At 55.3% G+C, this 3,390-nt stretch carries 2 protein-coding genes; both read left to right on the plus strand.

All coding sequences use genetic code 11. The annotated features are described in order from the left end of the window. Positions 1 to 200: 200 nt before the first annotated feature. Positions 201 to 842, plus strand: a complete 642-nt coding sequence (locus AACZ26_RS13255) for an ssDNA-binding protein (RefSeq protein ID WP_339622282.1) — start codon at positions 201 to 203, stop codon at positions 840 to 842. A 274-nt stretch (positions 843 to 1,116) separates the two neighbouring features. Continuing rightward, positions 1,117 to 3,381: a hypothetical protein gene (locus AACZ26_RS13260; RefSeq protein ID WP_339622284.1), complete on the plus strand. Its 2,265-nt coding sequence runs from the start codon at positions 1,117 to 1,119 to the stop codon at positions 3,379 to 3,381. Positions 3,382 to 3,390: the final 9 nt, after the last annotated feature.

Raw genomic sequence — 3,390 nt, forward strand, 5'->3', positions numbered from 1 at the left:
GAAAAAGAAATCGAACTTTTATCTTGAACAATCAGAGCAGAAATGCTCTTTTACATATCCCGACGCAAGGGGCATTGGTAAAACGACCTGAACAATTAGTCCGACCAATGCCTCTTGCAAACTTTCACAAGGTGAACGGGGCGACCTGCTAAACAGCCCCACCTCAAAACAACGATAATAATAATAAAAATAATAATTATATGAAATTAATGATCCAAAACGCACGCCTCTCATTCTGCAACATCTTCACGCCACGCTCCCATAGTGAAGGACAGGTTGAGAAATTCGACGTGACTCTCATCTGTTCAGACGAGACCACCGTCAAGCTCCTCGGAGCTGATAACAAGGGCAAGCCCGCAGTCGGTCACGAGCTTCTCGGCTCGCAGATCATCCCGAAGGTCATCAAGGACAAATTCGGTAAGCTGGTCAAGGTCAAGAACTGGGCATACAACCCAGCAGATGGCTCAGGAACTCGCGACGCCTACACGGACAACGAGGGCGAGTACTACAGCGGCATCGACGAGGACAGCTTCCTCATCTCCGCCAACAAGAAGCCCGGCCAGATCCAGCGCACCAAGAACAACGACGCCGGCCAGCTCCTTGTCCTGAACCAATCCAAACGACCTGCTGAAGCTGGCGACCTTGCGAGCGGTGACTATGTAAACGTCATTATCGACGTCTATGCTTGCGACATCCCCGGAGTCGGTAAGATCGTATCGGCTGCGCTCGAAGGGGTACAGCTCATCAAAGAAGGCGAGCGCTTCGGCGGCGCGTCTGTAGTCGATGGCGACGACTTCGAAGAACTGGAGACAGCAAACGAGTTCGACGAAGACGCGATCTAGAACCCCCTGATAAACCCCCAAGCCGCTAGGGCCTCCCACCTAGCGGCTTTTCACTAATAGATACAAACTAATTAAACTAAATAGATTATGAGTAAAATAGACACCAACCGCGTCCCGTTCGAGACTCCGCCAGCATACCGCCGCAGAGTCGCTGAAGAAATCTGCCGAGTAATGAAAAACAACTCTATGCTCCGTGAGGAGGTCCGGCTCATCATGAAAAGCCATGACGACATCGAAGAAGCCCGAGGCGTGTGGAACTACGAAACAAAATAACATGGCTTATTCCCTAGACTTCGAGACCTACAGCGAAGCCAACATTAAGAAGGTCGGCGCGTATCGTTACGCGGCTGACCCCTCAACCGAGATTCTGATCTTTGCAATCAGTGAAGACGGAGCGCCCCCGGTAACATGGGACGCGACCAACGGGGGCGACGAAGCCATCGAGATGTTCCGCAAGGCCGTCGATACTGGCTCTATCATCTACGCACACAACAGCCAGTTTGAGGCCGCGATCTGCAAATACGTTCTCACTCGTCAACTCGGCATCGACTGCCCCGACCTGAGCGTCTGGCGTTGCTCCGCTGCGATGGCTAGACGCGCCGCGATCCCTTCAAGCTTGGCTCAGTGTGGCGAGTTCCTCGGCATCGAGAAAGCGAAAGACAAGGAAGGCGGGCGACTGATACAAAAATTCTCTGTGCCACGCAAGCCAACCAAGAGCGACCAGCGCGTCAGGATCTACCCGCACGACGAGCCCGAAGAGTTCCAGCGGTTCGTCGATTACTGCGTCCGCGACGTGGAAGCCGAGCAAGAGATCACAGCCACGCTCCACAAGTTCGAGCTTACTGGCGCAGTTCTGGCGAGCTTCCAACTAGACGCACGCATCAACGACCGAGGCGTCCCGGTAGATGTCGAGACGCTCAAGCATTGCGACCGACTGGTCAACGAGTACAGCGCCAAGAAGGTGCAGGAGTTCCGCGAGCTGGTCGGCCTCAACCCCACACAAGGCGCGAAGATTATCGCATGGGCGAAGCCTCTCGGCTATCCCTACGACAACCTGCAAGCCGCGACAGTCGAGAAGTTCCTCGAACGTGACGCGGACAACGCTGACCAGATAGTCGTCGAGGCGCTGAAGATTCGTTCTCTCGTGGCCTTCGCTGCCGTCAAGAAGATCCCGACGCTGATCTCTGCGGCGTGTCCAGATGGCCGCGTCCGTGGCTCGCTCTTGTGGTCCGGTGCTGAGAGAACTCACCGGTGGAGCGGTCGCATCATTCAGCCGCAGAACTTCGCCAAGCCGCGTATCAAATTCACCGAAGAAGCATACTCAGCGATCCAGATGGGGCTCGGCGTCGACGAGATCGAAGCCATGTTCGGAGACTTCTTGTCTGTCATCGTCTCAGTGATCCGTCACTTCATCAAGTTTCCTGAGTCAACAATGTTGCAGGCGGATTACTCCGCCATCGAGGCACGCGTCAACCCGTGGCTATGTGGTGGTGAGAGAACGCTGGACCTGTTCCGCCGTGGTGAGTGTCCCTACCCAGACATGGGCGCGAAGATCTTCGGCTCCACGCCGGAGCAAGTTCTCGCAGAACACCGCGCGGGCAACTCAGAGAAGCGCCAACTAGGCAAGGCTGCGATTCTTGGCGCAGGCTTCGGCATGGGTCGCCCCAAGTTTCGCGCCACGATCGAAGGATGGGGGACCAAGTTGTCGAGCGACATCATCGAAACATTCAAAGCCGGCTACCCTGCACGACTCGCAGACAAACGAGAAGCCGCGAAACTCCGCGAGCCTTGGAACGTAGGCTATCAGAAAAGCCATCTCTTCGAGCACGTCGATACGAAAGACGCGAGCGGAGCGCCCGAGCGCATGGTCTTCGTTCGCTACGCCGACGAGGACGGAAATCTCCACCGCGTCGCAGACATGGACAAGCCGACTGCCTCCGAGTGGTACGCGATGGCGTACGACGACCTCGCAGACAGAGCAATCACGGCATGGCGCGACGCGAATCCGGAGATCGTCAACGCTTGGCGCAGCTTCGACACTGCTGCGAAAGACGCGATCCGCAATCCCGGGAAAGTATTCTATGCGACGAAGCTCGTAAAATTCCAATTCACCAAGAGCTACGGGTTCCCCGCGCTCATCTGCAAGCTACCGAGCGACCACATTCTCGTGTACCCTCGGGCGTCTATCACCTACACAGGCGACGACGAGAAGCCAAACTTCAACGACAACTTCAACACCTCCGTGAAGTTTTGGGGCAAAGGAACCGCTCGATGGGAGTGGCGCCACACCTACGGAGGCTCACTTCTGGAGAACGTCACGCAAGCTGTAGCTGGTGACATCATGGCCCACGGCGCAATCAATGCAGAAAGAGCAGGCTATGAGGCTTTTATGCTTGTACATGATGAAATGCTTTGCGAAAAGACAAGCGACGACATGAACGTCACCGAGCTAGAGAACCTAATCTCAGACACCCCCGACTGGTCCGCAGGACTACCCATCAAAGCCGAAGGCGCTCTGATGCCATTCTATAAAAAATAAATCTATGAA

This window comes from uncultured Salinibacterium sp., assembly GCF_963974405.1.
Taxonomy (GTDB): domain Bacteria; phylum Actinomycetota; class Actinomycetes; order Actinomycetales; family Microbacteriaceae; genus Rhodoglobus.

Bases quoted from the DNA above. Each gene is read 5' to 3' on its own strand.
- AACZ26_RS13260 (WP_339622284.1), top strand. From the start codon at position 1,117: ATGGCTTATTCCCTAGACTTCGAGACCTACAGCGAAGCCAACATTAAG.
- AACZ26_RS13255 (WP_339622282.1), top strand. From the start codon at position 201: ATGAAATTAATGATCCAAAACGCACGCCTCTCATTCTGCAACATCTTC.